This window comes from Kutzneria sp. NPDC051319 (assembly GCF_040682195.1).
Lineage (GTDB): Bacteria > Actinomycetota > Actinomycetes > Mycobacteriales > Pseudonocardiaceae > Kutzneria.
Genome location: NZ_JBFBAM010000007.1, coordinates 53,258 through 78,483, shown reverse-complemented (window position 1 = coordinate 78,483; position 25,226 = coordinate 53,258). Strand labels below are relative to the sequence as shown.

The window sequence follows — 25,226 nt, the reverse complement described above, 5'->3', positions numbered from 1 at the left end:
CCCTACCCCGGGTCGGTATCGGACACGAGTCTACGTCGCGGATGTCGTAAACCCGGGTGGCCCGAGGGCAGGCTTGCGCGGAAGGCCCACCAGGTCGGCGCGAGCATCAGCACGTAGAGCGGCCAGGACAGGCCGACGCGGGCGATGCCGGAGGCGATCACGTCGCCCTGCCACCACAGGAATCCGAACACGATCACCCGGATGCCGTACTGGATGGAGTAGACGAGGGTGGCGCGGCCGTAGGCGCGCAACAGATCCGGGTCCTGCCGCCACTGGGTGCGCTGGCCGAGCAGCGCCCCGATGATGACGCCCAGCAGCGGCCACCGGACCGCCCAGCTGACCACGAAGGCCAGCCCGCTGGCGGCGTTGCTGAGCAACTGCACCAGGAAGAAGTCGATGGCCCGCCCGGTGTACATGGCGACCAGCGCGGCGACGGACACCACGAAGGCGCCGACCAGCACCGCCCGGATCTTGTCCCCGCGCGCCAACCGGATGGCCCCGACCAGCACGGCGGTGGCCACGGCGATGAGCGCACCCCACCCGACCGAGTGATTCGTGAGCAGCCAGCCGGCCACGAACGCGACGGACGGCAGGGTGGCATCCAGGGCCGCGCCGCGCCCGCCCAGCAGCTGCGCGAAGGTCTCTTCCCGCTCGATCACCCCCCAAGCCTGCCAGGTTAGGTGACCCTAATGGGTAACTAACACTCACGGTTACGACCTGAATACGCCATGAACGGGCCATTGACCTGGGTGAGCGCGGTCACTACGGTGGCACGAAATCGTCTGGAAAGTTAACAGACAGGAGTTCCCAGTGCGTGCCGGAAGCCCGAGACTGCTGCGCGAGATCAATGATCGCGCCGCGATCGACGCGCTGCTGCGCAACGGGCCGCTCACCCGGTCCGAGCTGGAAGGCATCATCGGGCTGTCCAAGCCCGCGACCGCCCAGCTGCTCACGCGCCTCGAAGCCCAGGACATCGTTCGCCGAGACGGCCTGCGCGGCGGCGGACGCGGTCCCCGCGCCCAACTGTGGGCGGTCAACGGCGGCCTGGCCCACGTGGCCGCCGTCGACCTCACGCCCGACTCGGTCGACGTGGCCATCGCCGACATCTCCGGCGCCACGCTCACCGAGCACCACGCCCTGATGCCCAAGGGCAGCGACGTGCTGACGGTGTTCGCCGAGGCCATGGCCAAGGCCGCCAGCGACGCCAACCTCCAGGTCAGCGACCTGCACCACGTGGTCGTCGGCAGCCCCGGCGCGGTCGACCCGGCCACCGGTCAGCTCGGCTTCGCGCCGCACCTGCCCGGCTGGGAGGGCTTCGACGTCGTCGGCCGGCTGCACGAGCTGCTGGGCACCTCGGTCACCGTCGAGAACGACGTCAACCTGGTCGCGCTGGAAGAGATGATCATCGGCCGCGCCGTCGACGTCCGCGACTTCGTGCTGGTGTGGCCGGTCGACGCGGTCGGCTCCGCGGTCGTGATCAACCGCGTGCTGCTGCGCGGCGCCACCGGCGGCGCCGGCGAGATCGACTGGATGCGCGTGCCGGACCTGTCCCGACAGGACACCGGCATCGACCGCGCCGGCACCCGCTACGGCGACCTGCTCTCCAACTCGTCGGTGACGAAGTTGGCCCGCTCGCACGGAATCTCCGCCCGCCACGCGCTCGGCGCGGTCACCAAGGCGCTGTCGCACGGCAACGCCGGCCGCGAGTTCCTGACCGACCTGGCCCGGCGCATCGCCGTCGGCATCGCCAACGTGGTCAGCGTCGTCGACCCGGAGCTCGTGCTGCTGTCCGGCGAGGTCGCCCACGCCGGCGGAACCGTGCTGTGCGAGTTGGTCGCCGCCGAACTGCGCCGCCTGGTCATTCCCCGAACCCCGGTCGAACTCGCGCTGGTCGCCGGCCACGCGGTGCGCGCCGGGGCCATGCACTCCGCCCTGGCCGTGGTCAGGGAAGAGGTCTTCGGCCTACCGGCCAACGACATGCTGCCGCCGCTGCACACCGCTCGATAAATCCGCCGAAACCCCTGTCCTTGGAGGGCCCATGCGCACCCCCAGACGCGCCGCCCTGAACCGAGCAGCTGTCTGCTCGGCCGGAGCATTAGTCCTGCTTCTTTCGGCGTGCACCGCCGGCGGCGGCGGTTCGACCGGCGCCCAGGCCGCGCCCAGCGCGGACCAGAAGGTCACGCTCACCGTCTACAGCGCCTTCGCCGACCGCGAGCTGGGCATCCTGAACAAGGTGCTGGACGGCTTCCACGCCGCCCACCCCAACATCACGATCAACAGCCAGGGCAGCCAGGACGACGACAAGATCACCCAGGCGATCCGCGGCGGCAACCCGCCGGACGTGGCGATCTCGTTCTCCACCGACAACATCGGGCAGTTCTGCTCGTCGGGGGCCTGGCAGGACCTCAAGCCCTACATCGAGCGCGACAAGGTGGATCTGACCCAGATCCCCAAGGCCGTGCAGGACTACACCCAGTTCAACGGCACCCGCTGCGCGATGCCGATGCTGGCCGACGTCTACGGCCTGTACTACAACAAGGACCTGTTCGCGGCCAAGGGCATCACCACCCCGCCCAAGACCACCAGCGAGCTGCTCGAGGACACCAAGAAGCTGACCGAGCGCAACGCGGACGGCTCGATCAAGGTGGCCGGCTTCATCCCGCAGTTCGGCTTCTACGCCAACCACCCGCAGGTGTGGGCCCCGCAGTTCGGCGCCAAGTGGCTGGACAGCAACGGCAAGTCGGACCTGGCCGGCGACCCGGCCTGGACCGAGATGTTCAACTTCCAGAAGCAGCTGGTCGACTTCTACGGCTGGGACAACCTGCAGAAGTTCACCGCCGGCCTCGGCCAGGAGTACTCGCCCGACCATGCCTTCAACAAGGGCCAGGTCGCGATGATGTTCGACGGCGAGTACCGCACCGCCTTCCTCAAGTCGGACGCGCCGAACGTCAACTACGACACCGCGCCGTCCCCGGTGGCCGACGACAAGACCGACCTGTACGGCGGCGGCTACACCACCGGCACGATCATCGGCATCCCCAAGGGCGTCAAGAACGCCGGCGCCGCGTGGGAGCTGATCAAGTACCTGTCCACCGACACCAACGCGTTGGTGCAGCTGGCCAACGGCCTGGGCAACGTGCCGAGCACCAAGGCGGCGCTGCACAGCAGCGCGCTGCAGATGCCGGCCCAGTTCAACACCTTCCTCAAGGTGTTCGACAACCCGAACCTGGCCAACAACCCGGCCAGCCCCAACGGCGGCGCCTACCTGAAGACGGTCGAGGACCTGGGTTCCGCCTGGCAGAGCGGCACGGTCAAGGACCTGCACTCCTCGTTCGCCTCGGCCGACAAGACGATCGACGACGCCAAGGCGCTCGGCGGCAACTGATGACAGCGACTCTGCTCGGTTCGGCCGATGCGGCCGCCGCGTCCGTCCCCTCCTCGGGGCGGGCGCGGCGGCGCGGTCGCCATCGCAAGTGGGTGCTGTTGTTCCTGGCGCCGTGGGCCGCCGGCATGGTGCTGTTCTTCGTGTACCCGCTGCTGGCGACGGTGTACTTCTCGTTCACGAACTACGACGGGCTGAACACCGCCGACTTCGTGGGCCTGCGCAACTACGTCTTCATGTTCACCAGCGACCCGCTGGTGAAAGCGGCCGCGTACAACACGCTGTGGCTGGTCATCGTGCTGACCATCGGCCGGCTGGCCTTCGCCATGGGCGTGGCCCAGATCCTGACCAAGGTGCGCAACGGCTCCGGCTTCCTGCGGGCGCTGTGCTACCTGCCCTCGCTGGCCCCGCCGGTGGCCGCCACCCTGACCTTCGTGTTCCTGTTCAACCCGGGCACCGGCCCGGTGAACACGATTCTGGGCTGGCTGGGCGTCAACGGGCCGCTGTGGTTCAACGACCCCAACCTGTCCAAGCCGTCGCTGACTCTGCTCACGCTGTGGGGCTCGGGCGAGCTGATGATCATCATTCTGGCCGCGATGCTGGACGTGCCGGGCGATCTCTACGAGGCGGCCGACCTGGACGGCGCCGGGCCGATGATGAAGTTCCGCAAGATCACGCTGCCGTCCATCGCGCCGGTGCTGCTGTTCGGCGTGGTCAACTCGATCATCTTCGCCCTGCAGTACTTCACGCAGGCGGTGGTGGCCGGCTCGGTGGCCTCCGGATCGGCCGACGCGGTCGGCAACTCCAAGCTCATCGGCTACCCGGACAACAGCACGCTGACCTTCCCGGTGTGGATGTACAACGAGGGATTCCGCTCGTACCACATGGGTTACGCCTCGGCCATGGCCGTGCTGCTGTTCATCGTGTCGTTCGCGTTCACCGCGATCCTCATCCGCCAGCTGCGCGCGGGGAAGGCGGAGGCATCCTGATGGCTACCCTGACCGCGACCGCGGCGGCCACCCGCCCGGCGCCCCCACGCAAGAAGCGGCACCCTCGCGACATCGTCGGCTGGGTCGCCGTGCACGCGGTGGCCCTGGCCCTGGGCATCGGCTTCGCGCTGCCGATCGTTTTTGTGCTGCTGACCGCTTTCATGTCCGACCAGCAGGCACTGACCTCCGACCTGTGGCCGCGCTCCTGGCACCCGGAGAACTTCCTCACGGTGTTCCAGAAGGCGCCGATGCTGGAGTACTTCGCCAACAGCCTGATCTACTCGGTGCTGGCCACCGCCGGCATGCTGCTGTCCAGCATCCCGGCCGCGTACGCGTTGGCGCGCCTGCGTTTCCGGGGCAGCAACCTCATCTTCATGCTGGTGATCGCCGCGATGATGCTGCCGCCGCAGGTGGTGGCCGTGCCGATCTACAGCATGTGGGCCAACCTCCACCTCACCGGCACGCTGTGGCCGCTGGTGGTGCCGTACTTCCTCGGCGACGCCTTCAGCATCTTCCTGCTGCGCCAGTTCTTCGTGACGGTGCCGCAGGACTACTTCGACGCGGCCCGCATGGACGGCTGCAACGAGTTCCAGATGCTCTACCGCGTGCTGGTGCCGATGACCAAACCGGGGCTGGCCGCCGCCGGCCTGTTCACCTTTCTCTACACCTGGAACGACTACTTCGGGCCGCTGCTGTACGTGGGCGAGAAGCAGGACAGCTGGACGCTCTCGGTGGCGCTGGCGTCCTTCCGGGGCATGCACCAGGTGCAGTGGAACCTGACGATGGCCGCGACCGTTCTTGTCCTGGTGCCGGTGATCGTGCTGTTCCTGTTCGCACAGAAGTCGTTCGTCAAGGGGATCACTTTCACGGGAGTCAAAGGGTGAAACTCACTGTCGTAGGGGGCGGTTCCACCTACACCCCGGAGCTGATCGACGGCATCGCCGGCCGGCGCACCAGTCTGGACGTGGACGAGATCGTGCTCGTCGACCCGGACGCGGAGCGCCTGGCCGTCGTGGGGCCGTTCAGCCAGCGCCTGCTCGACCACGCCGGTCACCCGGCCAAGGTTCGCACCACCAGCGTTCTCGAGGAGGGTGTCGAAGGTGCGTCCGCCGTACTGTTTCAGCTGAGGGTCGGCGGGCAGACCGCGCGCCGCTCCGACGAGACCTTCCCGCACATCTGCGACTGCGTCGGCCAGGAGACCACCGGCGCCGGCGGCCTGGCCAAGGCGCTGCGCACGGTCCCGGTGGTGCTGGACATCGCCGACCGGGTGCGGGAGATCGCCGGCGAGGACACCTGGATCGTCAACTTCACCAACCCGGTCGGCATCGTGACCCGCGCCCTGCTTCAGGCCGGGCACAAGGCCGTCGGGCTGTGCAACGTGGCGATCACGTTCCAGCGCTGGACCTCGCAGCTGCTCGGGCTGCAGCCCGATGACGTGAAGCTGGAACACGTGGGCCTCAACCACCTCACGTGGGAACGCGGCCTGATCGTCAACGGCGAGAACGTGCTGCCCCAGCTGATCGCCGAGCACTCCCAGGAGCTGTCCGAGCACATCGGCATCCCGGCGGCGCTGATCCGGCGGATGGGCGTCGTGCCCTCGTACTACCTGAAGTACTTCTACGAGCACGACGAGGTCGTGGCGAAGCAGAAGCACGAGCGGCCGCGCGCCGACGTCGTCATCGAGGTCGAGAACGAGCTGCTCAAGATCTACCAGGACCCGGCCGTGGTGACCAAGCCCGAGTCGCTGTCCCAGCGCGGCGGGGCGTACTACTCGGAGGCCGCGATCCAGCTGGTCCACTCGCTCACCAGCGGCGGCCCCGGCGAGGAGCACGTGGTCAACGTGCTCAACAACGGCACGCTGCCGTTCCTGCCGGACGACGCCGTGATCGAGGTTCCGTCTATTGTGGACAGTCACGGCGCGACCCCGCTCCCGGTCAAGCCGGTCGAACCCGCGTTCGCCGGGCTCATCTCGCACGTGACCGGGTACGAGTACCTGGCGCTGGAGGCGGCCGTCCACGGTGGCCGCGACCGGGTCGCCGACGCACTGCTCGCCCACCCGTTGATCGGCCAGTACTCGATCGCCGAGAAGCTCGCCGACGAGCTGGTCGCGGAGAACAAGGACCTACTGCCATGGGCCAAGGCGTGAAGGCGGCCGTACTCGCCATCGACGGCGGGAACAGCAAGACCGACGTGATCCTGATAGACGAGAACGGGACCGTGCTCTCACACGTGCGCGGCCCCGGCGCATCGCCGCAGAACATCGGCCTGCACCCCAGTCTCGAATCGTTCAACCGCATGGTGCACGAGGCGGCCGGCAAGGCCGGGCTGGCCACGACCAGGCCGTTCGCCAGGCACACGGCGGCCTACCTGGCCGGCGCCGACCTGCCGCGCGAGGAGGAGATCCTCCAGCGGGAGTTCGGCAAGCTGGGCTGGTCGGACAGCACCGTGGTCGGCAACGACACCTTCGCGCTGCTGCGGTCGGGCACCTCCGACGGCGTCGGCGTGGCCGTGGTGTGCGGGGCCGGCATCAACTGCGTCGGCGTGGCGCGGGACGGCCGGATGCACCGGTTTCCCGCGCTGGGCCGGATCTCCGGCGACTGGGGTGGAGGCTCCCAGATCGGCGGAGACGCGTTGTGGCACGCCGTGCGGGCCGACGACGGCCGCGGGCCGCAGACCGCGCTGCTGCCGGCGATCCTCGCCCACTTCGGCGTGACCAGCATCAGCGAGGTCGTCGCCGGCCTGCACTTCGAGGAGATCTCCGGCGACGTCGTGCACGAGCTGTGCCCGCTGCTGTTCCGCGTGGCCGCCGAGGGCGACGCCATCGCCGCCTCGGTCGTCGAGCGGCTCATCGAGGAGATCGTGGTGCTGGCGACCGTGTCGCTGCGCCGCCTCGACCTGCTCGGCGAGCAGGTCGACATCGTGCTCGGCGGCGGCGTGATGACCAACGCCGGCGGCGGCATGATCGAGGAGATCACCCGCCGCTGCCACGCGGCCGCCCCGCTGGCCGACGTGCACCTGGTGGATCTCCCCCCGGTCGCCGGCGCCGCGTTGCTCGGGCTGGACGCCATCGGCGCCAGCTCCGAGGTCGAGAGCCGGCTGCGGTCCCACTACGCCCCCGAAGCCGAGGAACGGCTCGTCGCGGGCTGACCCAGACCCCGCGGGAAGGGAGTTGACGGCGGCGGCGCTCCCTGTCCGCGGTTCCAACGTTGTGCCGGGAGAGTTCCCGATGATGCAGGGAAGGACGCCTTACCCGCGTTGAACGAGGGTAAGGCGTCCTTCCCTGCATCAGGGGGTCTCGGTCACCGAGTCGTGGGCGTCCCGGCGTCGGTGGTGGTGGTCGTGGTGGCCGGCGGGGTTGTCGTGGTCGTCGGCGGCACGGTCGTGGTCGTCGTGGTGACCGCCGTGGTGGTGAGGGTGGCCCCGACGACCTCGGCCTGGGTGCTGGGCGCGGGTTTGCTCACGGTCACGGTTTTCACGGTCGTGGTGCCGTTGACGGTCACCGTGGAGGCGATCACCGTGACGGGGAAGCCGTCGCCGTCCATGGGCAGACCGTCGGGCCCCTCCTGGCCGCTGGTGGCCAGCGGCTGCCCGCCGCGGTCGATGGTGCGGGCCGGCGCCTGACCGTCCGAAGTGGACACGAGCAGCACGCCGACAACGACACCGATGACGGCGGCAATGGCCGCGCTCGCGGACACCGCCGATCGCAACGACAAACGCACGGGGAAACTCCTGCTCCATCGACCAGTCGGTCGGACCATCGGGCAGCGAACCATGAGCGCTACCGGATGGAGCAGTTACTCACCCGTTCGTGTCAACAATGTCAGCCGACCGAGGAGTAATCCTCAGCGTCGGTTGGCCATCCTGATCATGTCCCCGAGGCGGTGGATGAGGCCGCTGGCGTCGGCCGGCGAGAGGGTGGCCCAGTCCTCGCCGTCACGGCCCCGCCCGGCCACGCCGAGGTAGCGGCCGGCCTCGGTGTCGAACCAGCTCAACCCGGGCATGCGCCGTCCGACACCGTGCTCGTCGAACATGGCCCCGGCGAACTGCCCGAGCCGCAGCACGGGCTCGCCGAGCATGGTGGTCAGCGTCTGGGACTCGGGGCTGTGCCGGTTGGGCTGCGCGAGTTCCTTGGCCGGCACCGAAACCTGCTGCCCGGGGCCGGGCTGGTGCGGCGGCAGGAGGGCCACCAGCGACGCCGCCAGCGCGGTGTCGCGGATGTACTCCAGCCGCATCGTGCCGCCCTGCTGCACGGCCAGCAGCGCCCGCTGCCCGACGGCCACGGTCGCGGCGTACAGCATCAGCCCGCGCTCGCGGTCCAGCGTGGAGATGGTGTCCAGCTGGACGTGCGGGCGCGCCAACAGCTGGAGCGCGTCGTGGAGGTTGGGGTCGAGCTGGCGACCACGCGCCAGCCCACCCCGCTCCAGGTCCTCGTACACGGCCGTGCGCAACCGCGCGCGCTCGTCCAGGGTCGCCCCGTGGCTGGGCACGTCGAACGGATAGGGCACGGACCCGAGTCGCAGGTCCTCCCACACGATGTCGAACGCGGCCAGCGGGAGGATCGCGATCGGCGGCATCAGTACCCGCCGGTCGGATTCTCACCGATGACGGTCGGGGCGACCATCTGGCCGTCGCCGAACACGTCGTCGGTCTCGACCAGGAAGGTCGGCCGCTTGTGCTCCTTGTCCTCTTCCTTCTTGCCGCCACGGCCGGCGCCGCCCGCGCCCATGCCGGACTGGCCGGCACTGCCCGAAGCGCCGCCCATGCCGCCGCGCGCACCGGCGCCCTCGGCCGCACTGCCCGCGCCGGTCGAGCCACCCATGCCCGGCTTGCCCGCCGAGGACGTCGACGAGGAGCCGCCCATGCCCATGCCGCCACGGGCGCCACCGCCGGCGCCACCAGCGCCGCCAGGGCCGAAACCGCCGGCCACACCGGGGTTTCCGCCGCCGGGCCCGTACGGGCTGTTGCCGCCGGGGGTGTTGCCGAAGTTCTGGTTGGTGTAGCCGGGGCCGCCATGACCGGGGTCGTAGCCGGCGATCTGGGTCGGGCCGCTGCCCGTCCCACCGACCGGGCCGGGCGTGTAGCTGCCGCCGCCGGGACCCGTGGCCACCGGGTGGTAGTTCGCGCCGCCCGGGTTGTACGAGCTGCCGCCGCCGTAGCTGCCGCCGCCCGAATGCCCTTGGTACGCCGCGACTCCGCTGCCCGAGCCCACCGGGCCCGCGCTGGCCACCGTGGTGCTGGCCGTGCTGCCGCCGCTGATGTCCGGCGGCGGCGTGAAGGCCGGGATGGAGGACGAGGCCAGCTGCATCGAGGCGTCCCGCGTCTCGACCACCTTGACGGCCTTGTCCTTGGCCTCGTTGGAGGCGTTGTAGGTGGTGTACATCTGCACCGGCAGCGCGATCATGGCAATCGGGTTGCCGGCCGCGTGCTCCATCATCTTGACCGGGTCGAAGTTCACCGGCTCCGGCATGTCGGTCTTGGCCTTGGCCGCCGCGTCCACCTGGTCGTGCATGGCGGTGCCGGTCGCGTTGAAGAACTCCGCGGTGTCGGCACTCCAGTCACGGACCTTGGACAGGTGCGCGCGAGCCAGGTCGGCCGCCGCACCCTCCCAGTGCGACTGCGACCCGTTGATCGCCGCGTCCAGCGTGATCGCGGCCTCGCGCAGCTGCCCGGCGAGGTCCTTCCACTCGTCCCCGGCCTTGTACGCCGCGCCCGGGTCGACGTTGGTCGTCACGAGCTTCTTGAGGTCGTCGTGCGACAAGCCCGGGTAGTTGGCGTTCGGATGGGGAACCGCGGGGTGTCCCGTCATCGCTCCATACCCCCTGTTTCGAGAAGACTCATGACTTCGGCAGCTTCGGCTCGGCGCCGTTGGCCAGCGCCCTGGCGTGGTCGCAGGCGGCGGGCGCGGTCTTCGAGTCCAGCGCCACCACGCTGATGATGAAAGTGGTGTTCGGGTCCAGCGCCAGGTCCACGCCGCACGTGCCGGCGTCCGGCGCGGCGACCAGCATGGCCTTGTGGCTGCCGATCGTGAACGGCGTGAGGGTCGGGTGGAGCCCGTTGGGATCCGGCCGCTTGTCCAGCGGGTAGGACCCGACCTGGGTGCCGACACCATCCTTGTTAGGGGCGAACCAGGTGCACTGGCCGGTGTCCGGGTCGACCTTGGGCGGATCGGCGAGCCCCATCGACACCAGCACGTCCTGCGGCAGCACCGCGCACTTGTCGAACGCCGGCGCGGCAGCGCTGGTGGTCGTCGCCGACCCGGCGCTGGTGTCGGTCGCGGGCGAAGCGGTGCCGCCCGCGGCTCCGCCACAGCCGGCAGCCGCCAACGCGACACCGGCCGTGACCACGGTCAGTAGCAAGGAACGACGCACTAGTAATTACCCGCCCGCTTCACGCCGCCGTGCGCATCCTGATCGGTGCTCTGGTATCCGGTGACACTGGAATTGATCGCTTCGATGAGCGCGTCCAGGCTGCTGGCGAACCGGTACATCTGCTGCGAGCCCGAATCCTGGCCACCGCTGGAGATTTGCAGGTTGCGCTGGGCGATCTGCTGCGCGTACCCGGCGCCGATGGGCATCGTGCTCGGATCGAGGAGCCGCATACGCGCCTTCGCGGCGATGCTCTTGATCTCGGTCAGCTTGTCGTTGATGACCTTGGCGGTGTTCTCGTCGACCGCGAACTGGCCGGTCTGGGCCGCGCCCGACAGGCCCTCGACCATCGAGAAGAGACCGCCGAACAGCCCGCCCCCACCGCCGGACTGCTGGTTGACCCGCTGCGCGTACTCGTACGTGGCTTGCGCCGCCGGGTCCATCGACGACTGGTCCCCTGGTGTCGACATGCCTCTCCCCACCCTGAGTGCTGACGGTTCCTGATGCTAGCGAATCGTCCACTCGGACGCGGAATAGTTCACCAAGGTTCCCGGTCGGAGGAGATATTCACCGCAGTCGCGTGACCACGGCCCGCGCGACCGGCGTGAGCAGGCGTTTCACCGTCTCACGGTCACCAGCGGCCGTGCCGCCGGTGGAAAGCGTGATCACCGATCGTCCCGTTCGGAAGGACAGATTCCAGGTCGACGGCCCTGAATCGGTCAGGCAACTGGCGCCGTCACCAAGAGTCACGCCAAGAGTCACGGCCTGGCCGCCGCAGTCGGCCCGGTCGTGCTGGACGGTCCACTGCGGCTTGTCCCAGACCGTCATGTCCATCCGGATCTCCCGGTACTGCGGACCGAGCGCCCCGTCGGGCACGACGTTGGACCGCACGCAGCTGGCGGAGGTGCGCAGCGCGGTCTCGCCGTCGTCCTGCGACACGGCAGCGAAGCCGGCGTCGGCGTACTCCAGGACCAGCGAGGACGGGCCACCGGGGTAGGCCTGCTGGAAGGCGTCGGAGGACAGCAGCAGGCACGGACTCTTCACGCCGGTGAACGGCGCGGTGTGCCGGTACACCGCCGGCCCGGCGGCCCCGGCGACCACGGCGTCGACCACGGCCCGGGTCACGTCCAGCACGAACTGGTGCTGGTCCCGGTCGCCGTACACCGGTCGGCGCAGGTCGAAGCTGATCGTCACCGCGAGCTTGGGCCGGCCGATCACCGTCGTCCAGCCGGCGCCGTCGCGATAGGACGACACCTCCAGCCCCCGGTCGTGCCGCATCACGGCGTTGTTCTGCAGCGGCCACGAGCGGGTCTGGTCCACTTTGTCCGAAGTGGTGAACGGGGTCTGCTGCACGGTGACGCTGAGCTCGTCCCCGCCGACCAGGGTGTACCGGCAGTTGCTGATGGAGTCCAGGCCGCCCTGCGGCACGGCGGCATCGGCCGGCACGTCGCCGTCGAGGTGACTGTCGATAAAGGACGAACCGGGATCGATGCGCACGCCCTGGTCCCCGAGCGTGCGGGTGGACAGCAGCGCGCAGGCGTCGTAGGCGGCGGTGTCGCCGTAGCTGAGCGGCTCCCCGCCACCCGGCTCCTGCACGACGACGGGCTGCCCGAGCGGCGGCAGATCACCGGGGTGCGGCTGCGGGGCGGCGTCGCTGCCGCCGGCGACGACTGCCACGAGAACCACCACGACGCCGGTCGCGGCGGCGGCGACCAGCCACCCGTAGCGCTGCATCACCAACTCCAGGGTCCACCGAGAGCGACAGGGTCGGCGCAGACAGTAGCCCCTGGACGGGTCAGGTCGCGGCCGGCAGACGACCGTCGGCCACGAAGGCCACCTTGAGCGCGTCGTAGCAGGCCACCTCGGGGTCTTTGCCCTGGTCGACGTCGATCTGCACGCTGGAGTGCGCGGTCGCCGCGAGGTAGACCGAGCAGCCCGGGTCGGCGGTCTTGAGCACCTTCTTGCCGGGCCGCCCGCCCACCGTGGTGGCCGTGGTGCCGGCGGGAACGGCCAGGTCATCCAGGCCGACCTGGGTGAAGAGGCTGACGGTGGCGTAGTAGCCGTCGCCGAGCAACCAGCCGCACGAGCTGGTGGCCGTCACATTCACCCCATTGTGTGGCGGCGTGGCGATGCCGAGCGCGCCCCGGCCCTTGTCGTCGAGCAGCGTGCACGGGTCGACGCCGTCCAGCGAAGCCGGCCGTTGCGATGAGATCCCGGACACGCCGGGAGTGCCGGTCCCGCCGGACGTGTTGCCACCTGAGGAGCAGGCCGTGAGCAGGAGCAGGCCCGCGACCAGCGGGAGCACGCGTGCGGACATGGCGCAGACCCTAGTGGTAGCCGATCACCGGCGGCGCCGTGACCGACGGTGGCGTAGGTCGAGCCGGGCCGTGCATCCTGACTGATTGGTTGGCCAGTTCAACCAGTTTGCCGGGGGATTCGAGGGAGGGACCGCAGTGCCGCACCGCTTCACCACGTTCGTCGCCGTCGGGGACAGCTTCACCGAGGGCCTGGAGGATCTCGGGCCGGACGGCCAGGTCTACCGGGGCTGGGCCGACCGGCTGGCCGAGCTGCTGGCCGCGGACGCGCCGGAGTTCCGCTACGCCAACCTGGCCGTGCGCAGCCGCAAGATGCTGGAGATCCTGACCGACCAGGTGCCGATCGCCGCCGCGATGAAGGCCGACCTGGTGACGCTGTGCGCCGGCACCAACGACATCATCCGCCCGGGCAGCGACCCGGACCGGATCGCCGCCCTGTTCGACGACGCCGCCACACAGCTGGCCGCGGCCGGCAGCCACGTGGTGATCTTCACGGGCATGGACACCAGGGGCACCCCGGTGCTGGGCCGGCTCCGCGGCAAGATCGCCACCTACAACGGGCACCTGCGGGCGATCGCCGACAAGCACGGCGCGACCGTGGTCGACCTGTGGCCGCTGGAGATGCTGCGGGACTCCCGCGCCTGGGCGGCCGACCGGCTGCACCCCTCGCCGGAGGGTCACCGGCGGCTGGCGCTGCTGGTGGCCGACCGCCTTGGCGTCAAGGCCGACTCGTGGAACGACCCGTGGCCGCCGGCCGTGCCGCTCGGTGGACTGGCCCGGCGGCAGCAGGATCTGCGCTGGGCCAAGGACTTCTTCATGCCGTGGATCGGACGGCGGCTGCGCCGCGTGCACTCGGGCGACGGTCTCACGGCGAAGCGGCCGGAGCTCGGCGAGCTCTGAGCGGAATCCGACCCGCCGGGCACGGCCCGGCAACGGGAATCGTCCCCCGGAAGAGAAGACGGACGACGTGGCTCGCGGTTTCCGCGAGCACACGCCGCCCGAGGCTGTGTGGTTCCTACCTGACCCCCAGGTGCAAGTAGGAACCACACAACGCGGTCCAGCCGGCGCTCTCCCCGAGCGTCGCCTGAACCGATGGGGTGACAGACCCCCTCTGGGTCCCCCAGCATCACCCGCACGCAGTCCGCCCGTGGACAGCGTCAGCGGTGTCCGCCTTCAACGTTTTCACATCGCCTGACGGGGGCACTAAACGTCGGCTAAACCAGCCAACAGGGTGTCGACGGCGTCCGCGTACGGCGAGCGCATCCGCCGGTAGACGGCCAGCGCGAGGTTGAGTTCGAGCCGCGCGGCCTGCCCACGGCCCTGCTCAAGGTGCAGTTCGCCGAGCTGGTGGTGCAGCATCGCCTCGACGTAGGCCATCCCGTAGGTCTGGGCCAGTCGCAGGCCGTCGCGGGCGTAGCCCTCGGCCTCGGTGTAGCGGCCCAGCTGCCGGCTCACCCAGCACAGGTTGGCCAGCGAGCGGGCGCCGTCCTCGTGGTTGTCGCCGTCCCGGTGCAGCTGGAACGCGCGCCGGTAGTACTCGAAGGCCTTCTCGTTCTCGCCGCGGTCCTGGACCAGCACGCCGAGGTTGTTCAGCGCGATGGCCTCGCCCTGGCCGTCGCCGATCTGCCGGTACAGCCCGAGCGAGGTGTTCAGGTGGGCCTCGGCCTCGTCGAACCGGCGCAGCTCGGACAGGATGCCGCCGAGGTTGTCGCCGGTCAGCGCGATCAGGGCCGGGTCGTCCAGGTAGACGGCGATGGTGTGGGCCTCGACATAGCGCTGCAGCGCCAGCTCGTACTCGCCTACCAGTTCGGCGGCGTTGCCCAGGCCGCGCAGCATGCGCGACTCGCCGTCACGGTCACCCACCGCACGAGCGGCGCGCAGGCCCAGCTCGAACACCGCGGCCCAGTCGGATGTCAGACCCCGCAGGTACACATAGGTGCGCAGGCACAGCGCGAGCTGCCAAGTCAGCCGGTGGAGCCCGGCCGCCGCGCCCAGCTGCACGGCGGCGACCAGGTTCGGCCACTCCGTGTCGAACCAGCGCAACGCCTGCTCGGCCGAGGCGAGCATCGGGATCTCGACGCCCTCGCCGGACACCGCGGCCACGTGATTGTCCCGAGGCGGGCGGATCAGCCGGTGCGCCCGGTCCGCGACGAGGAGGTAGTAGTTCACCAGCTTTTCCACGGCCCGGGTCCGCTGCTGGCCGGTCAGCTCGGTGGCGGCGATCTCGCGGGCGTGCAGGCGGATCAGGTCGTGCAGCGTGTAGCGGTCGGCCCTGGTCTCGGCCAGCAGGTGGGCGCTGGCCAGCTCGCGCAGCCGGCGGCGGGCGGTCACCAGGTCGACCTCGGTCAGGGCCGCGACCACGTGCGGCGACACCGAGGCGCCTTCGTGCACGCCGATCGCGCGGAAGGTCTCGGCCAGGTCCGGGTGCAACGTCCGGTACGACACGTCGAACGCCCCGCGCACGCTGGTGTCGGCGTCCTCCAGGTCGAGGGCGCGCAACCGGTGCTGCTCGTCGGCCAGCTCGCCGACCAGGTCGTCAACCGTCCATTGTGGACTGGCTGCCAGCCGGGCGGCGGCGATGCGCAGCGCCAGCGGAAGGTGCCCGCAGAGCGCGGCCAGCCGTCGCAGCGAGTCGATCTCGGCGCTGCGGCGCTGATGTCCGGTCGAAAAGTCCAGCAGGCGAACGGAAGCCTCGCTGGACAACGTGGTCAACGCCAGCAGCCGCGCGCCGCCGCGGGCCACCAAGCCGTCCAGACGACGACGGCTGGTGACCACCACCAGCGAACCGGAGCCGGCCGGCAACAACGGCCGCACCTGCTCGGAGTCGCGGGCGTCGTCCAGCAGCACCAGCACGCGACGCTCGGCCAGCAGCGACCGGTAGAGGCCCGCGCGCTCGTTGAGGTCGAACGGGATCGCCTCCGCCGGCACGCCGAGGGCCAGCAGGAACTGGGTCAGCACCTCGGCCGGCGACGTCGGTTCGTGGCCGGGGTCGAAGCCGCGCAGAGCCGCGAACAGCTGGCCGTCCGGAAAGGCGCCGGCGTTGCGATGCGCCCAGGTCAGGGCCAGGGCGGTCTTGCCGATGCCGGCCGGGCCGACCACGCCGGCGACGGTGATCGCGCCTTCGACGCCGCCACCGTGCTGAAGGCCGTCCAGCCACGCCAGCTCCACGTCCCGGCCGGCGAACGCGCTGGTCGCGGCGGGCAGCTGGGCCGGGATGACCGGGCCGTAGACCTGCCGGCCGGCCTGGGTCCGCGTCGGCAACCGCAGCCCCGGGTCGTCCCGCAGCACCTGCTCGTGCAGCTGGCGCAGCTCGGGGCCGGGATCGATGCCCAGTTCCTCGGTGGCGTACCGGTGAAAGCGCCGGTAGGAGACCAGGGCGTCGATGCGCCGGGCCGACCGGTACTGGGCCAGCATCAGCAGGCTGAGCAGCCGCTCACGGAACGGATGATCGTCGACCAACCGGCGCAGCTCGCCGATCACCTCGGCGTGCCGGCCCAGCTCCAAGTCGGCGGCGACGCGTTCCTCCACGGCCACCAGCCGCAGCTCGTCGATGTCGGGCTGGCCCGTCTTCTGCAGCTGCGCGCCGGCCAGCACCGGGCCGCGCCACAGCTCCAGCGCGCGACCGAGCAGCTCGGCCCGCTCGGCCGCCGGGCGGCCGCTGGCGTCGCCGATCAATCGCTTGGCGCGGTGCAGGTCCACGAGTTCGGGCTGCACCTGGAGCACGTAGCCGGGCGGCTGGGTGCGGATGGAGGCGGCGCCGCCGGCCTTGGCCAGGATGCGCCGGAGCTTGGACACGTAGCCGTGCACGATGGTGCGCGCCGTCTCCGGCGGCTCGTCGGCCCACAGCGCGTCGACGATGCGATCGAACGAGACGACCTGGTTGGCGTCGAGCACCAGCAGCGCGAGCAGGCTGCGCACGCCGGATCCACCGAGCGGCACCGGGCGCCCGTCGACCAGCAGCTGTACCGGACCGAGCACGCCGAACTCGAGCGTGGCACCTGCTCGCTCGACGGTCGTGGACGGCAGCATCATTCGGGGCAGCTCCCTGAGGCGAGCGATGCGTCCAACTTACGGGAACCTGTTAACCGTTCGTGAGGCGTCTCCCCGGAACAGGCTAACAAAAGACTACTCACAGTAGTCGATGGTCACGGTGCTGGTCCGTTCGTGTCACCCGTCCGGCATGAAGCTTGTGACGCGTGACCGGGGCTCCGAGTTCCCTCAGCCGAACAATTTCGCGAGCCGCGCCCGCACGCTGGCCACCCACGGCGCGCCGATGTGGCCGAACGTGCGCAGTGCCTCTTCCCACACCTGGCGGGCCGCCAGCTTGTCGCCGCGGTCCAGATAGACATCGCCGAGACCCCGCACCGCGTAACCCTCACGCAGCGCGGTGCCACTCACCCGGGACAGCCGGACGGCCTCGGTGAACGACGCCTCGGCGTGGTCCAGCCAGCCCGCGGCGCGGTTGGTCTCGCCCAGGTGCACCCGCACCCACGCCTGCCGCTCCGAGTCGTCGTACTGCTGGTAGATGTGCAGCGCCTGCTGGTTGTAGGCCAGCGAACCCTCGTAGTCGCCGCTCAACCGGGCCAGCTCGCCGAGCGTGCTCAGCGGCTGCGCCTGCCGGTAGCGGTCGCCGAGCAGCCGGTACAGCGCGAGCGACTGACGCGACAACGCCATCGCCTCGTCATGACGGCTCAGGTGGAACAGCGCCGACGCCGCATGCGCCGATCCGAGGGCCACCACCGGCAGGTCGCCGTCACCCTCGGCCAGCCGTCGGCACGCCTCGTGCTCGGCCAGGGCGCGCTCGTGCTCGCCCAGACGCCCATAGAGCAGGCCGAGGCCGTGGTGCATGAGGGCCTCGCCGTTGCGGTCGCCGGCCGCCTTCGCCGCGGCCAGCCCCAGCTCGTGGCTGGTGCGCCAGTCCTCCCACGGGCAGTGCGTGGCCAGGAAGTCCAGCTGCAGCCGGGCCAGCTGCCACACGTGCGTGCTGAAAGCGCCCTGGTGCGCGTTGCGCAGGACGGAAAGCAGGTTGCTGCGCTCGCGCTCGAACCACGTCAGCGCGTGGGCCCGGTTCTCCAGCCGGGGCGTGGCCACCAGCGAGCACAGGCTCGGCGCCAACGAGTCGGCCGGCGGGCGGATGAGCCGGCGGGCCCGGTCCGAGACCACGCAGTAGTACTCCAGCACGCGCGCGCCGACCGCGAACGCCTCGGCCTGCGTGAGCTCGGCGGAGGCGACCTCACGGGCGTGCAGCCGCACGAGGTCGTGCATCGTGAACCAGTCCTGGCTGGTCTCGGTGATGAGGTGGGCGGCGCTCAGCGCGCGCAGCGCCGTGCGGGCGGAGCCGACCGAGCCGTTGCCCATGGCCGCGACCAGGTGCGGCCCGAAGTTGGCCCCGGGGAAGAAACCCAGCAGCCGGAACACGGACGCGAACTCCGGCGGCAGCGTGCGGTAGGAGACGTCGAACGCCCGCCGCACGCTGACCTGCATGTCGTCGTCGGCGTCCTCGATGTCCAGCACCTGGAGCCGATGCCGCTCGTCGGCCAGTTCGTCGGCCAGCCGGGCCAGCGTGCCGTTCGGGGCCATGGCCAGCCGCGCGCCCACGATCCGCAGGGCCAGCGGAAGATGACCACAAAGGTTTGCAATTCGTGACGCATTCACCGGATCGCGCTGCGACCAGGCGATGTCCGAGACCTCGTCGAGCAGCCGCACCGCCTGCGGGCCCGGCAGCGTGCCCACCGGCACGTAGGCGGCGCCGTCCCGCGCGACCAGACCGTCCAGCCGCCGACGGCTGGTGACGATGGTCAACGGGCCTCGGCCGCCGGGCAGCAGCGGCCGCACCTGCTCGGAGTCGCGGGCGTCGTCCAACATCACGAGCATGCGGCGGCCGGTCAGCAGCGACCGGTACAGCGCAGCCCGCTCCGCCAGGTCGACCGGAACCGCCTGGGGCGCGACGCCCAGCGCGATCAGGAACCGCCGCAGCACGTCGGCCGGCTCGGCCGGCGGCCGGTTCTGGTCGTACCCGCGCAGGCAGACGAAGAGCTGGCCGTCGGGGAACTCCCGGGCCACCTGACCGGCCCAGGTCACCGCCAGCGCGGTCTTGCCGGTGCCCGCGGCGCCGACGACAACGCCCAGCGTGGACGTGTCCTCCTGGAGCAGACGGTCCAGGCTGGACAGTTCCTCGTGGCGTCCGGTGAAGCCGGTCGGGGCCGGCGGCAGCTGCGCCGGCACGACCACGCCGGCGATCTCCACACTGGACGGCTCCGGCGGCAGCAGCGACGGGTCGTCGTACAGGATGCGGTCGTAGAGGGCGCGCAGCACCGGGTCCAGCGGCTGGTCGCGGCGGCCGGCCTGGATGCGCTCGTAGACGGCCAGCGCCTCGGCGCGGCGGCCCTGCCGGTGCAGCTCGGTCATCTGGCGGCCGACCAGGTCGCGGCGCAGCGCGTCCGGCAGCAGCACCAGATCGGCGGCGGAAATGGCCGTCGGGTCGTGCACGTCGATGCGCTCGGGGTCGATGCGCAGCCGGTAGCCGAAGCGCTCGGTGATCAATTCGGTGTCGCCGCCCGGGTCGGCCTTGTCCAGCAGCACCCGCAGCTCGTCGGCCGCCTCGGTGTGCTCGGTCAGCACGATTTCGTTGGGGTGCAACGCGATTCTGGTGAGCAGCGTGCAGGCCTCGGCCGAGTCGACGGGAAGTGGACCGTCGACCCCGAGGATCTCAGGCCGGCCGAGCAGGCGGATCAGGACACCGCCGCGACGGACTGCCGGATGCGCGCTGGTCACGAGCTGCTCCCGCCCCATCAGGTGGTTCTGACGGGCAAGCTACCGCCACCAGGGCCGGCGGGTCCCCGGGTTGGTCGGCCACAGGTCGAAAAACCCGGACATCTTTGCCCGATTCGTGGCCCGACAGCCGGCGGTCGCATGCGAAGCGATCCCGCCGTCCGCTCCCGATTGCGGACGACGGGACCGCGCTGCGCCAGTGTGGCCGCCAACAGCTCGGAACCCACCCCGAGCGGGGGTCCCGACCTGCCGGTGATCAAGGTCTGGCGAAGCGGAAGTGGCCTTGCGCCAACGGAATTGGCAAACCCAGCCGCTCCCCGGTTTGCGCGGCAACCGTAACAGAGCGCGTGTGACCGGTCACAGCCACCCCACCCTATCGGAGCATCACCGGTGTTCAGGGCCGCCGAGCCAGACGCGCGACGCGACAACGGCACCAGCTGGCCTCCTCTCCGACCCCCATCGCCTGCCCGTCAGGTCGCGGCGGCAAACTCGATGCTCGCACTTGATCGGTTCGGATTTCCTTAACGCCGTTAAGCGCCCGGAGAACATCGTTAAGGTGTCACTCGTGAAACTGAGTCGGGACGCCGTCGTGCAGGCCGCGTTGGAGCTGCTCGACGAGGTCGGGCTGGCCGACCTCACGCTGCGCGGCGTGGCCGAACGGCTGCACGTTCAGGCGCCCGCCCTCTACTGGCACGTCCGCAACCGCCAGGATCTCGTCGACCAGATGGCCGCCGCCATGATCCGCGACGGCATCGGCGGCATCGCCCCCGACGGCGCGTGGATGGACCAGCTCGGCGACATCGCCCGTGCCTACCGGCAGACCCTGCTCTCGCACCGCGACGGCGCCCGCGTCCTGGCCGAGGCCTGCACCGCCGACCCCGCCGTCAACCGCCTCGCCGAGCTCTCCCTGCGCATGCTCACCTCCGCCGGCTTCACCACCCCCGACGCCATGCGCGCCCTCGTCTGCCTGCTCAGCTACGTCACCGGCTTCGTCGCCGACGAGCAGGCCGCCCAGCCCCACACCGAGAAACCGGATCCCGTGCTGTTCCCCCTGCTCACCGCCGCCGGCGCCGGGCACCGCACCACGGAGACCTTCGAGTTCGGCCTGGAACTCCTGCTGAGCGGCCTCCGCCTGGCCCGCCTGTCTTCATAGCCACCCCCGCACGCCCGCACCCCCGGGGCGGGGGGGAGTCGAATGTGGCGTCAGGGGCGTGGCACGGCTGTGTGCCTGAAAGCGTGTTTCGGTGTGCCGGAGAGCGGGACACGCGGGGGTTAGACGACGTCGGCGATGAGGTAGGGGTCGAGGGCGGCGGAGCGGTGGACGGCCAGGTCGGCGTCGACGGCGAAGACCAGGCAGCCGGGCTGGGAGTCGGCCCAGGCGACGCCGGGGCGGCCCATGGCAAAGGCAGTGGTGGCAACACAGTCGGCGGTGGTGAGATCGGCGGCCACCACGGTGACGCTGAGCAGGCCACGGGCCGGCAGACCGGTGCGGCCGTCGAGGATGTGCTCGCCCCGTTCATACGTGGCGGAGGTGGCGACGGCCAGGTCGCGAACGCCCAGGACGGCGCACATGCGGTCGGCCTGCTCGGGGTGGCGGATGCCGACCAGCCAGGGGCGGCCGGGCTCGGGCTCGCCGATGGCCACGACGTCGCCGCCGGCGTTGACACAGAACCTTTCAACCCCTCGATCCCGCAGCTGATCGGCCGCCCGCTGGACGGCCCAGCCCTTGACGACGCCGCACGGGTCGAAGGTGTGGCCGGGCGGGGTGGCGGTGAAGGCGCCGTCGCTGATGCGCTCGTAGTGCCGGCAGATGTCGATCACCTCGGCCAGCTCGGCCGACACCTCGGCGACCTCGCCCCGGCCGTAGCGGCTGACCTCGCTGTCCGGGCGGAACGGGCTGAAGCGGGCATCCACGCGGCGCAGGTCGGCGTACAGCAGGTCGATGTGCCGCGGGAGGTCGATGTGCCGCGGGGCGCCGTCGACCGGGTCGCGGACGTCGACCGAGACCGGCATCCCCATCACCTGCTCGACGTGCCGCATGACCTCAACAATGGCGAACGAGCCTGTGCGGCGGCTGTGCAAGTTCTGTCGGTCGGCTGTCGACCGGGGCGTCGACTCGCCCGGCGCCCGCCGCAGGCCGCACCATGGTCACGTGCGAGCTGACAAGGCGGAGGCCCCGGTACGACTGCTGGTCGTCGACGACGAGCCCCACATCGCCGACCTGGTGGCCACGGTGGCGAAGTACGAGGGCTGGCACGCCCGGGTGGCCAACAACGGCTCGTCCGCGCTGACCGAGGCGGCGGCGTTCAACCCGGACATCGTCGTGCTCGACCTCATGCTGCCCGACCTGGACGGCTTCACCGTGCTGGACCGGCTGCGGGCCACCGGCGCGATGGTGCCGGTGGTGTTCCTGACCGCCAAGGACGCCACCGCCGACCGGGTCGCCGGCCTGACCCGGGGCGGCGACGACTACCTGGTCAAACCGTTCGCGGTGGAGGAGCTGATGGCCCGGCTGCGGGCCGTGCTGCGCCGCACCACCGGCCCGGGCTGGAAGCGTTCCGTGCTCGCGGTCGAGGATCTGGAGCTGGACGAGGACACCCGCGAGGTGCGCCGCGGCGAGGAGAACGTGTCGCTCACGCCCACCGAGTTCGAGCTGCTGCGGTACCTGATGCGGCGCTCCCCGGCCGTGCTGACCAAGGCGCAGATCCTGGACCACGTGTGGGACTACGACTTCGGTGGCCGGTCCAACGTGGTGGAACTGGTCATCTCGCACCTGCGCCGCAAGCTCGACACCGGCAACGAGCCGCTGATCCACACGATCCGCGGCGTCGGCTACGTGGTCCGCCGGGCCACCTGATGGGCAGGCTGACCGCCGCCTGGCGGCGGCTGCGGCTGGGCACCCAGCTCGCGCTGGCGCTGGGCGCGCTGGCGCTGGTGGTGTTCGGGCTGGTCGGCGTGGTGACGACGTCGCTGTTGCACCAGTACCTGGACACCAAGCTGAGCGACCAGCTGTCCACGACGTTGGGCCAGTTCAAGGCGACCGGCAACGTCAACCCGTCACCCGGCAAGTTCGGGCACGGCAGTGTGGCCGACCACGATCCGCCGGTCGGCGTGACGGTCGAGTTCAGCCCCGGCAACAACGTGAAGCTGACCGACAGCACCAGCCATCCGCCGGTGGACGGCAAGCAGCTGATCGCGCTGGCCGCGCGGGCGCTGGTGAGCAGCCCCCTGCAGCACCCCGAGCAGGAGGTGGAGGCCGGCGGGGTCCGGTACCGGTTCATGGCGGTGACCTCCGTGAACACCCCGCTGCTCAAGAGGGTCGCCGTGGTCGGGCTGTCCGAGGGCGACACCGAGGCCACCATCCGTCGGATGATCATGGTCAATCTGGTCACGTTCGGCATCGCGCTGGTCGTGCTGGTCCTGGTCGGGCAGCAGGTGCTGCGGCGCGGGCTGCGGCCGCTGGCCGACATGTCCTCCACCGCGCACACTGTCGCCTCCACCGACCTGACGGCCAAGTCCGTCGACCTCTCGGTGCGGGCCAAGGGCGAGGGCGGCGGCATCGAGGTCGAGGAGCTGCGGTCGGCGTTCAACGTGATGATCGATCACATCGACCACTCGCTGGTCGCGCGGTCGGCCGCCGAGCAGCGGCTGCGGCAGTTCGTCGCCGACGCCTCCCATGAGCTGCGGACCCCGCTCACCTCGATCCGTGGCTACGCCGACCTCTTCGCGTACGCCGCGGCCAACGAGCCCGCCGAGCGGGAACGGCACCTCGCACGGATGCGGGAGGAGGCCGGGCGGATGAGCCTGCTGCTCGACGACCTGTTGCTGCTGGCCCGGCTCGACGCCGCCGAGGCCCCGCTACGGCCCGAGCCGGTTGACCTCATCGAGATCGCCGTGGCCGCCGCCGACGGTTTCCAGGCCGCTCGCCCCGACCATCCGTTCGCGCTGGAGGTCGAGCCCTCCACGCTGCCCATGATCGGGGACCCCATGCGGCTGCGGCAGGTTCTCGACAACCTGCTCACCAACGCCGCCGTGCACACCGACCCCGGCACGCCCGTGACGCTGCGGCTGCGGACCGAGCTCGGCTGGGCCGTCGCCGAGGTGGCCGACGGCGGGCCCGGCATCAGCCCCGAGAACCAGGCCCGGGTGTTCGACCGCTTCTACCGGGTCGACGACTCCCGCACCCGGCGCAGCGGCGGCACCGGCCTCGGCCTGTCCGTCGTGCACTCCCTCGTCACCGCGCACGGCGGCGCCGTCACCTTGCAGAGCCGGCCCGGCGCCACCGTGTTCACGGTGCGGTTTCCCCTGTCAGCCCGCCAGGTGTGAGCTCGCCCAGAGGTCGATGCCCGACTCCACCGCGTGCTTGTCGATGGCCGCCAGCTCGTCGTCCGTCAGCGGCGGGGCGTTGAGCGCCGCCACGTTGTCCTCCAGCTGCTTGACCGAGCTCGCCCCGATCAGCGCCGAGGTCACCCTCGGATCCCGCAGCGTCCACGTCAGCGCCAGCTGGGCCAGCGACTGCCCCCGCTGCTGCGCGATGTCGTTCAGCGCCCTGATCCGGGCCAGGTTCTCGTCCGACAGCAGATCCGTCGACAGCGACTTGTCCTGCGTCGCCCGCGAACCCTCCGGCAGCCCGTTCAGGTACTTGTCCGTCAGCATGCCCTGGCCCAGCGGCGAGAACGCGATGCAGCCCGCCCCCACCTCGTCCAGCGCGTCCAGCAGCTCCGCCTCGATCCAGCGGTTCAGCATCGAGTACGACGGCTGGTGGATCAGCAGCGGCACCCCCGCCGTGCGCAGGATCTCCGCCGCCTCCCGCGTCTTCGTCGCCGAGTAGCTGCTCACGCCCACGTACAGCGCCTTGCCCTGCTGGTAGGCGCTGACCAGCGCGCCCATCGTCTCTTCCAGCGGCGTGTCCGGGTCGTACCGGTGCGAGTAGAAGATGTCCACGTAGTCCAGGCCCATGCGCCCCAGCGACTGGTCCAGCGACGCCATCAGGTACTTCCGGCTGCCCCACTCCCCGTACGGGCCCGGCCACATGTCGTAGCCCGCCTTCGTCGAGATCACCAGCTCGTCCCGGTACGGCTTGAGGTCGTCGGCCAGCATCCTGCCGAAGTTCGCCTCCGCGCTCCCGTACGGCGGGCCGTAGTTGTTGGCCAGGTCGAAGTGCGTGATCCCCAGGTCGAACGCCCGGCGCACGATCTCCCGGCCCGCCTCGTACGGCCGGTCGTCCCCGAAGTTGTGCCACAACCCCAGCGAGATCCCCGGCAGCCGCAGCCCGCTGCGCCCGCACCGCCGGTAGTCCATCTCCTCGTAACGCCCACCCGCCGCCTCGTACGGCACGGTCCCGCCTCCCCGCTCGCCCGGTCACTCGAACGGACGCGAGTCTAGGTCCGTTCGCGGTCAGGGG

The 25,226-nt window shown here is 70.7% G+C and carries 22 protein-coding genes; 10 read left to right on the top strand and 12 right to left on the bottom strand.

The annotated features are described in order from the left end of the window. Positions 1 to 2: 2 nt before the first annotated feature. Entirely contained in the window at positions 3 to 659 is a 657-nt protein-coding gene (locus tag AB0M73_RS08865) for a DUF3159 domain-containing protein (protein ID WP_363888727.1), read from the bottom strand. A 151-nt stretch (positions 660 to 810) separates the two neighbouring features. Between AB0M73_RS08865 and AB0M73_RS08860 the strand changes: the two genes are divergently transcribed. The 6 genes from AB0M73_RS08860 to AB0M73_RS08835 are packed head-to-tail and all read left to right on the top strand — an operon-like array spanning position 811 to position 7,518. Then, on the top strand, positions 811 to 2,007 hold the full coding sequence (locus AB0M73_RS08860) for an ROK family transcriptional regulator (RefSeq protein ID WP_043719768.1): 1,197 nt from the start codon (positions 811 to 813) through the stop codon (positions 2,005 to 2,007). Between the two features lie 31 nt (positions 2,008 to 2,038). Next, positions 2,039 to 3,385 carry an ABC transporter substrate-binding protein gene (locus tag AB0M73_RS08855; protein WP_363888723.1) on the top strand — a complete coding sequence of 449 codons (1,347 nt, stop codon included), beginning with the start codon at positions 2,039 to 2,041 and terminating at the stop codon, positions 3,383 to 3,385. After that, positions 3,385 to 4,371: a sugar ABC transporter permease gene (locus tag AB0M73_RS08850; RefSeq protein ID WP_363888721.1), complete on the top strand. Its 987-nt coding sequence runs from the start codon at positions 3,385 to 3,387 to the stop codon at positions 4,369 to 4,371. Before AB0M73_RS08855 ends, AB0M73_RS08850 begins: the two co-directional genes overlap by 1 nt. Beyond that, positions 4,371 to 5,255, top strand: a complete 885-nt coding sequence (locus AB0M73_RS08845; protein WP_363888719.1) for a carbohydrate ABC transporter permease — start codon at positions 4,371 to 4,373, stop codon at positions 5,253 to 5,255. Before AB0M73_RS08850 ends, AB0M73_RS08845 begins: the two co-directional genes overlap by 1 nt. Further along, positions 5,252 to 6,517 (top strand): 6-phospho-beta-glucosidase, encoded by a 1,266-nt coding sequence (locus AB0M73_RS08840; protein WP_043719775.1) that lies wholly within the window; start codon positions 5,252 to 5,254, stop codon positions 6,515 to 6,517. Before AB0M73_RS08845 ends, AB0M73_RS08840 begins: the two co-directional genes overlap by 4 nt. After that, positions 6,502 to 7,518, top strand: a complete 1,017-nt coding sequence (locus tag AB0M73_RS08835; protein WP_363888717.1) for a BadF/BadG/BcrA/BcrD ATPase family protein — start codon at positions 6,502 to 6,504, stop codon at positions 7,516 to 7,518. The genes AB0M73_RS08840 and AB0M73_RS08835 overlap by 16 nt, the downstream gene beginning before the upstream one ends. Before the next feature lie 152 nt (positions 7,519 to 7,670). On the opposite strand, the gene AB0M73_RS08830 is transcribed toward AB0M73_RS08835, so the two are convergent. The 7 genes from AB0M73_RS08830 to AB0M73_RS08800 all read right to left on the bottom strand — a co-directional run bounded on the left by AB0M73_RS08830 (position 7,671) and on the right by AB0M73_RS08800 (position 13,053). After that, positions 7,671 to 8,090 carry a hypothetical protein gene (locus AB0M73_RS08830; protein ID WP_363888715.1) on the bottom strand — a complete coding sequence of 140 codons (420 nt, stop codon included), beginning with the start codon at positions 8,088 to 8,090 and terminating at the stop codon, positions 7,671 to 7,673. A gap of 123 nt (positions 8,091 to 8,213) precedes the next feature. Beyond that, a complete protein-coding gene (locus tag AB0M73_RS08825) occupies positions 8,214 to 8,945 on the bottom strand; it encodes an ESX secretion-associated protein EspG (protein ID WP_363888712.1) in 732 nt (243 codons plus the stop codon). Then, on the bottom strand, positions 8,945 to 10,177 hold the full coding sequence (locus tag AB0M73_RS08820) for a PPE domain-containing protein (protein WP_363888710.1): 1,233 nt from the start codon (positions 10,175 to 10,177) through the stop codon (positions 8,945 to 8,947). The genes AB0M73_RS08825 and AB0M73_RS08820 overlap by 1 nt, the downstream gene beginning before the upstream one ends. Positions 10,178 to 10,205: 28 nt before the next feature. Next, positions 10,206 to 10,727 (bottom strand): DUF3558 family protein, encoded by a 522-nt coding sequence (locus tag AB0M73_RS08815; protein ID WP_363888708.1) that lies wholly within the window; start codon positions 10,725 to 10,727, stop codon positions 10,206 to 10,208. 11 nt (positions 10,728 to 10,738) lie between these two features. Further along, complete coding sequence (locus AB0M73_RS08810; protein ID WP_363888705.1) at positions 10,739 to 11,179, bottom strand: hypothetical protein; 441 nt, start codon at positions 11,177 to 11,179, stop codon at positions 10,739 to 10,741. 124 nt (positions 11,180 to 11,303) lie between these two features. After that, positions 11,304 to 12,470, bottom strand: a complete 1,167-nt coding sequence (locus AB0M73_RS08805) for a hypothetical protein (protein WP_363888702.1) — start codon at positions 12,468 to 12,470, stop codon at positions 11,304 to 11,306. A gap of 61 nt (positions 12,471 to 12,531) precedes the next feature. Then, positions 12,532 to 13,053, bottom strand: a complete 522-nt coding sequence (locus tag AB0M73_RS08800) for a DUF3558 family protein (RefSeq protein ID WP_043719788.1) — start codon at positions 13,051 to 13,053, stop codon at positions 12,532 to 12,534. Positions 13,054 to 13,189: 136 nt separating this feature from the next. On the opposite strand from AB0M73_RS08800, the gene AB0M73_RS08795 reads away from it, so the two are divergent. Beyond that, positions 13,190 to 13,951, top strand: a complete 762-nt coding sequence (locus AB0M73_RS08795) for an SGNH/GDSL hydrolase family protein (RefSeq protein ID WP_363888699.1) — start codon at positions 13,190 to 13,192, stop codon at positions 13,949 to 13,951. Positions 13,952 to 14,254: 303 nt separating this feature from the next. Here AB0M73_RS08795 and AB0M73_RS08790 read toward each other — a convergent pair whose 3' ends face one another. Both AB0M73_RS08790 and AB0M73_RS08785 read right to left on the bottom strand, forming a co-directional pair. Continuing rightward, positions 14,255 to 17,083, bottom strand: a complete 2,829-nt coding sequence (locus AB0M73_RS08790) for a BTAD domain-containing putative transcriptional regulator (protein WP_363888696.1) — start codon at positions 17,081 to 17,083, stop codon at positions 14,255 to 14,257. A 186-nt stretch (positions 17,084 to 17,269) separates the two neighbouring features. Next, complete coding sequence (locus tag AB0M73_RS08785; protein ID WP_363888693.1) at positions 17,270 to 19,843, bottom strand: tetratricopeptide repeat protein; 2,574 nt, start codon at positions 19,841 to 19,843, stop codon at positions 17,270 to 17,272. A gap of 544 nt (positions 19,844 to 20,387) precedes the next feature. On the opposite strand from AB0M73_RS08785, the gene AB0M73_RS08780 reads away from it, so the two are divergent. Beyond that, the gene (locus AB0M73_RS08780; protein ID WP_363888691.1) at positions 20,388 to 20,975 is read left to right on the top strand and encodes a TetR/AcrR family transcriptional regulator C-terminal domain-containing protein; all 588 of its coding nucleotides are present in this window, start codon (positions 20,388 to 20,390) and stop codon (positions 20,973 to 20,975) included. Between the two features lie 119 nt (positions 20,976 to 21,094). On the opposite strand, the gene AB0M73_RS08775 is transcribed toward AB0M73_RS08780, so the two are convergent. Next, a complete protein-coding gene (locus AB0M73_RS08775) occupies positions 21,095 to 21,862 on the bottom strand; it encodes an FAD:protein FMN transferase (protein WP_363888689.1) in 768 nt (255 codons plus the stop codon). A gap of 112 nt (positions 21,863 to 21,974) precedes the next feature. On the opposite strand from AB0M73_RS08775, the gene AB0M73_RS08770 reads away from it, so the two are divergent. Both AB0M73_RS08770 and AB0M73_RS08765 read left to right on the top strand, forming a co-directional pair. Further along, on the top strand, positions 21,975 to 22,679 hold the full coding sequence (locus tag AB0M73_RS08770; RefSeq protein ID WP_043730447.1) for a response regulator transcription factor: 705 nt from the start codon (positions 21,975 to 21,977) through the stop codon (positions 22,677 to 22,679). Further along, on the top strand, positions 22,679 to 24,148 hold the full coding sequence (locus tag AB0M73_RS08765; protein ID WP_363888686.1) for a HAMP domain-containing sensor histidine kinase: 1,470 nt from the start codon (positions 22,679 to 22,681) through the stop codon (positions 24,146 to 24,148). Before AB0M73_RS08770 ends, AB0M73_RS08765 begins: the two co-directional genes overlap by 1 nt. On the opposite strand, the gene mgrA is transcribed toward AB0M73_RS08765, so the two are convergent. Continuing rightward, a complete protein-coding gene (gene mgrA / locus AB0M73_RS08760) occupies positions 24,131 to 25,159 on the bottom strand; it encodes an L-glyceraldehyde 3-phosphate reductase (protein ID WP_363888684.1) in 1,029 nt (342 codons plus the stop codon). The two genes, AB0M73_RS08765 and mgrA, sit on opposite strands and share 18 nt — an antisense overlap. Between the last annotated feature and the right edge of the window lie 67 nt (positions 25,160 to 25,226).